Below are 6,856 nucleotides of genomic sequence, written 5' to 3' on the forward strand. Positions count from 1 at the left end.
TCATTCTCCGTAAAGACAACATCAGATTCGGAACGAGTGAAATCCAGCGCATAACCACTCGGCAGCACCTCATAAAACTCCACTTCAATACCCTGGTTGGAGGTCACATCGGTAAACTCATAACTATACACTGCACCGATCGATGACGTATTGATAAAGACATCCTTGACCTTATAACGGCGGTCAGGAAGAATTTCAAAGGTCTCTCTACCGCCGGAATAAACCGTCACATCACCGGCAGGATTCAAACTCCCGCCTATACCGCCGGTCACGTTCACTGTTATCGTATATTCCTGGCCCGTAAATACCCATACCGGATCATTCCCGTCTTCTCCAGACGTATCTCCCAACTGACCATCATTGTCGTTAAGTGATCCATCCAGCGTTAACTGGCCTGTCCCTTCTTCAAAACGCCACTCGGCAACCAGACCGCTGCCAATACCATTGAGATCCACGTTGATATTGTCGAATAACTCCTGCGCCGTACGCGCCACGTTCCAAACGCGTACCTCATCGATTAGCCCGTTAAAGGCAATATTAGCAGGATTATTCGTTATCGTCCCCACCGTTAACGGCGCATCGTTCAATATGCTGCTGCCGTTTAGCGTATCAGTGTCAACTGTCAGAAGTTCAGCAACGCCATCAATATATAGGCTTACACCATTAATGAAATTGCTGCCGCTATAAACCACAGCCACATGGTGCCACTGGCCATCAATAAGATCTTTGGTACCGTAGACTTCCGAATAACCGGCAGCGCCATGCATAGTGAAGGTCAATCGTCCATTGCCAGCCTCAAACTCGTTAACCGACAAATAATAACCACTGCCACTGATATTATCTAAGGCTGCCTCCTGCTTTGCCATAATGATATGGTGCCCGGAACCTTTCTCCTCCACCCTCACCAGCGCCTCCAGCGTAAATGGCGTCGTACTGTAAAAATCAAAACTCGCTTCATTCCCCACAACCACCACGTCGTCAACACCGTCGAAATCGAGCGCGTTACCCATGGGAAGTGTGTATGTCACTATACTTGTTTCATTACTGTAGGGAGAGGACCCATATCCATTGTAGGCAGCTACCCGGTAATAATAAGACTGTCCGACAATAAGTCCCACATCGTTAAATGTCGTCTCATCAGCCCCTACGGTTCCAACCTCTGTATAAGTATCTAATACTCCTATTTTACGCTCTATTCTAAAACCGTCCTCATCATCCGAGTTTTGAGTCCAGTTCAAAGTGACTTCTTTGGCGGAAACAACCTGGGCCGTTAAATCAGACGGCGCCGCGGGGCGCATGTCGGTAAAGGTTGCTTTTACAGTTTCGGGATTTAATACCGTAAAGTTACAATTTCCCGTTCCCGAGCAACCTGAACTGCTCCAACCGGAAAAAATGGATTCACTGCCTGGAAATGCCTCAAAATAAACCGTTGTCCCATGTCTGAAAGCAGCAGAGCAATTATCACCACAGCTAATTGCTCCGGAAGTATCCTGAACAATACCTGTACCCGAGCCGTCTTTGCTTATGTTAAGCAAGGGGCCAAAGGCGATATCTATAGTGCAACTTTCATCAATGGGACCTGCTTCGTATGTATTTGCACCCCTATTCAAGGTACCGTTACAACCGCTGGCGGAGGCTATCTGAAAAGGTTCAAATGGTGTCAGGCTATAATTAATCCTCTCTCCATATTGAACGATCTGAGGTGTGTCTGGTGAAACTGCCCCCTGTGAATTAAAAGTAACATTAGCGGTATAATTGCGCAGGGTATTTTCAACAAGGGTAAAGTGGGCTTTTATCAGCTTGATGGAATCAACGTAAACGTCACAGGTAGATGAATTTCCACAGGCAGGATCAGACCAGTATCCAAAGGCAAAACCGCTATTGGCAGGAACTGTAGAGAGTGTTACAAAGGTGGGAGCATCGTAAATATAGCAATCCGTTCCACAGGTTGCATCATTGGATGAAACAGAGACGGACCCCTCGCCATTGCCGCTGCTATCGGGAAAGATATAGATTCTCAGCCTGTTACCATCGAGTTTTTTGGAAACCGTGCTTCCCGATTCATTATAACTATACTTGAAGGCAGGGCCGTCCTGGTAACTGAGCTGGTCCAGCCTGTCGTAAGCATCGTAGGTGTAGGTGGCTTTTCCGGCATGTGATGTTGCTGCCATCAGCAGGGTGACGGCACAGATGACACCTTTCAGTATATTTTTAAATCGGGATATACTTTTCATAGTTTTTACTCCGATGGTAATGTTTGAATTTACCTAAAATCTCTTTTCTTTTTTTGACAGGATCTACAGGATTTTCTGGATTTTAAAACTTTAAAAAAAATCTTTTGATCTTGCTCTTTATCCCGTCAATCCTGTTAATCCCGTCTAAAAACAAATCTTTTAAATTCTTTTTTCTTTGACAGGATTTACAGGATCTACCGGATTTTAAAACCCTAAAATAATTCTTTTATCTTTCGCTCTCATCCCGTCAATCCTGTTAATCCCCTCTAAAAACAAATCTTTTAAATTCTTTTTTCTTTTGACAGGATCTACTGGATTTTAAAAATCCTTCTTCTCCTTCAATAACGCTCAAAAGGCTTTTCTTCTCAATACCGGTCGCTGTCCCTATTTTCCTATCTTCAGGCCTTTTTCAAGACCTTTTTCTTTAACTTTCAACTACTTAACTCGGTCCGACCCTATCGCGCATACCGAACAGTATCTATGGAGCTGCCTTCCCCCATTCTAATGCTAATTTGTAAGCTTTCTTAAGGGTATTATCATTTTTCCAAGTTTCAAATTCATTCACTATTTCATCATCTTCAAATAAATGTTCAAGAGCACCATTAATAATACATTCTCTAATATCATCGTCCCCTTCCAGATATAACTTTTTTAGAATATCCCTAAATTCTTTTAGTAATTCCTTTTCAATTTTTTTATCGTGACGGAGTGCTTTATAAAACCTCGAAAAAGAATTAGCTGCAATATATCTGGATTCAGAGTATTCACCGTGTGGATTCTCTCTTATGCACCTACAGAAATAATTCTGGTAAAATTCAAGAGTAATTTTTATAGGTGGAAAGGACTTTATCAGGTCTTTAAACTGATCAAATATTATAGAAGTAAGTCCAAGTACTTCTATATCACTGGAAACCATCCATTGTAAAAGTTTGTCTTTGGGAATAGATTTCTTCAACTCTAAATATTCAACTATTTCATTTAATTCCTTATTTTCTTCACTTCTCAAAACAATCTCCCATAGTCATCTACTAATCGGATATTTACGGTGTTGTAAAAACCAAAGGTGGATAAATGCACAACTCGACAACTTTATAGGTAACATAAACTACCCCCCTGAAGGATCGTTGTCATTGGTTTCTCCTTTTATTAAGGTTTTCTCTCAAATCAAGGATATCTCAATTTCACGGTCCTTCATAGTTTCTACCTGGCTAAAAAAAATCTTTTATCTTTTGATCTTAATCCCGTCAATCCCGTCTAAAAATAAGCTTTTAATTCTTTTTCTTTTGACAGGATTTACAGGATCAACAGGATTTTAAAACCCTCAAAGCTCTTTTTTCTCTTGCTCTTATCCTGTCAATCCCGTTAATCCCGCCTGCCCCGTTAAATCTCTTAACGGGGTCTAAAAACAAATCTTTTAATTCTTTTTTCTTTGACTGACTCTACTCAATATAGGTCGCTTTCCCTATTTTCAAGAGAAATTCCTTTTTATGGCAGCGGTGAGTTATATGCCATACATGACCCGGTATAAATATTCTGTTCGCTCTTGCCATCTCTTTCCTTAAACACCCCTTTTTACCCCCAAAATAGGCCTTCTAAGCCTATTTTCAGGCCTTTTTCAAGACCTTTTCCTTTAACTTTCAACTACTTAACTAGGTCCGACCCCAGCACTGGCAGTGATCGTATCCGGCTCTTCATTTCCTTGAATAATCTTCCCAAAATTTTTTACTATTATATAATGCTTCAAGACATTTTGACTTTACTCTTTCCAAACTTTCGTTGTTAACATCAGTTAACGCTTTAATTCGTTTATTGATTTCAATCAATGCACTGCCAGCTAATTCAACGTTACTTACTTCATTTTCATCCCACATCTCATCAACATTATCACACACCTGTTGTGCATAGGAATGCAGGTTATATTTATCACGCAATTTGCTTAAAATATTATCAACCTCTCTCATAGTTTTAAGACTTCCTCTTGGATTAGATACTAGGCTATAGCCAATGGAAGAGTCTAAAATTTCTGACCATCCCGCATCTGACACTTTATACATTTCTACAAATAATAAAAGCCAAGCGTCTTTGCCTGACCTAATACCATGTATCAGTTGTTTGCTTCTATTAGAATTACTAAATATATAGTTTAGTATTTCTTGAGAGTTATATTTGGTAAGCGCAACTTTGATATTGTTTGCATTAAATGGTTTAATTTCTATCAACTTATCACGTTCAATCCCTAATACATTTTGGGAACTCCCTGATATAACAATAAACAAGACAATAAAGCTAATTATTTTCATATTTTCTCCAATAAATTACCTTACAATAAGTATATCTCCAGTAGGTATATCATTACGACCATCCCCTGCATTCAAAATCAAACAACCTTTTGAAGCAGTATCATTTTTGTATTTATTATCTCCATGTATCCAAAAGGAATCAGGGTTTCTTCCCATGGAAGATATTTTTGCTCTTGTGAAAGAATCGGGTGTTATTCTTCTCCAAGTAGTTCTTCCAACTTCAATCGGTGGTCCTATGGTATACATACCACTTGGTGTTGGCCCCATATTTTTAACATTTTCCATTTTAGGATTATTTATCCCATTAGAGTATCCTGAGTAAACACGAGCATTAACAATAACTTTACCCTTACTAGTACAACGCAAGTTAGCGGAATTCCGAGAGTAAACACAAATTAAACCTGATGGATCAGTGAAGTTAACCGGATTCTGAGAGACATAAGAATAAAGATTGTAATCCCCCCCGGCAAACCCAATAGGATCTTTGGAGATAAACCTCCCCACCTCCGCATCATAAAACCTGGCCCGGTAATAATAAAGCCCCGCCTCGGCATCCCACTCTCTGCCCGTATAGGTATAATTCTTATCAAGAGAACCTTTCGCAAGATTTCCAAAGGAATCATAACCAAAGCTGTAACCGGGCTCCGCCGCACCTGAGGCATTGGTCAGCTTCATTACCGATCCCAAACCATCGGCATGATAGTAATACCAGTTCCCGCCCGTCTTGATGGCCAGCGGCTCGTCAATTCCTGGACCGTGAATAAACTCTTTAGTTAATACTCCATTCTCATAAACAGCAACAATATCCTCATTGTCATAGAAATAATTGATCGTTGATAACAGCGTTCCATCTGTTGTCACCTTTCTTTCGATCCGCCTGCCACTTACGTCGTACTTGTACTCAACAACGGTGGAAGAAAGCCCGAAAACACGCTTTACACGAATGAGCCTCTCTTCATAGTCATAACCGTAATCAACGCTGTCAGCCACATCCGTAAAGGGCGTCTGGTAGCCTTTACCCGCCACATCATAATAGGTAAATCCGCCAACGGTAGTCGAATTGGTAAAATCAGGATCAAAGCCGGGATAATAGTTATTTATAAGATCATTCTCATGGGCCTGCCTGTTGCCGATAGCATCATAGGTGTAATTTTCGAACATGGCGCCCTCGGTACTGGTATGTGAAGCAAACCTGAGACGATAAAGATCGTCATAGATGTAGGAGATTTTTTTGCCGTCGGTAGCATTGCTCAAACGGTTCCCCACCTTATCGTAGCTATAAACGGTACTGGAAACACCCGGGGTGTCTATGCCAACCATGCGGCCGGAAGCGTCATAAGAGTAGTTTGTAAAAACAGTATTTGGATAAGTCAGCTTCTCCCGGCTTCCGTCCACCCGGTAGTCATAATCGAAGACTCCCGGCTCTGCTGTGATCGTATCGAGTTGATTTGCATCGGTATAAGTGTAAGTTATGGTCCGATTGAGACCCATGCCATCGTTAATATTAACTTCCGTCCTGATGCCAAGGGCGTCATACTTGTAGGAAAGTTTTTTACCCTTCGAATCAGTCACGTCCCTCACCTGCCCATCGGCATAATAAGTATAGGTATAGGTGAGGTCGTCCTTGCTTGCCCTATGGAGCCGGCCGTTAATGTAGTAACTGTAGGTTTCTTTTGTTACGCCTTCCACCTTTTTTTCAGTGAGACGGCCCATGTAGTCATTGACATAAGTTATGGCGATTCCCCTGGCGTCGGTTTTGGTGTATTCATAACGGTTGGGATTGTAATCAAAACTTTTTTGCAGGCCCGTGGCATCGGTTTCAGTAAGCAGCCTGCCCAGCTTGTCGTAAGTGTAGGTTGTTGACTTTCCGTTGGCGTCGGTCACCTGGGTCAGCTTGTCCACCCCGCCGCCGCAACTGCCGCAGCCGGCGGCGCTGTAACTCATGAAGGTGGCCTTATTGAGGGCGTCGATAATGGATTGGATAGAACCATCATCCCATATATGATCAGGTATAAAATTTCTATTCGCTCTTGCCATCTCTTTCCTTAAACACCCCTTTTTACCCACAAAATAGGCCTTCTAAGCCTATTTTCAGGCCGTTTTCAAGACCTTTTTCTTTAACTTTCAACTACTTAGCTAGGTCCGACCCCAGCACGAGGCCCCTACTTAGCTAGGTCCGACCCCAGCACTCGTCGCGGTATATCATAATTGCAGTTATTTAGGGGCTTTGGGCAACAACCCGTAAAGATGTGATAATCATTTAGAAGGCAACTCCTGAAGCATACCAGGATGTTAGTCCATGGTATGCTTAAAAAAAGCAAC

General features: G+C 41.8%; 4 protein-coding genes and 1 pseudogene. All 5 read right to left on the bottom strand.

The features are described 5' to 3' along the window. Positions 1-2,234: fibronectin type III domain-containing protein (locus tag OEV42_21100; GenBank protein ID MDH3976768.1), on the bottom strand; the 2,234-nt coding region annotated here is incomplete at its 3' end. A 478-nt stretch (positions 2,235-2,712) separates the two neighbouring features. Next, complete coding sequence (locus tag OEV42_21105) at positions 2,713-3,240, bottom strand: hypothetical protein (protein MDH3976769.1); 528 nt, start codon at positions 3,238-3,240, stop codon at positions 2,713-2,715. 460 nt (positions 3,241-3,700) lie between these two features. Further along, positions 3,701-3,784, bottom strand: a pseudogene (locus tag OEV42_21110) (transposase). Between the two features lie 141 nt (positions 3,785-3,925). After that, positions 3,926-4,534, bottom strand: coding sequence for a hypothetical protein (locus tag OEV42_21115; GenBank protein ID MDH3976770.1), 609 nt, complete (start codon positions 4,532-4,534; stop codon positions 3,926-3,928). 15 nt (positions 4,535-4,549) lie between these two features. Then, complete coding sequence (locus OEV42_21120; GenBank protein ID MDH3976771.1) at positions 4,550-6,571, bottom strand: DUF2778 domain-containing protein; 2,022 nt, start codon at positions 6,569-6,571, stop codon at positions 4,550-4,552. Positions 6,572-6,856 lie beyond the last annotated feature (285 nt).

The organism is Deltaproteobacteria bacterium (assembly GCA_029860075.1).
Taxonomy (GTDB): domain Bacteria; phylum Desulfobacterota; class JADFVX01; order JADFVX01; family JADFVX01; genus JAOUBX01.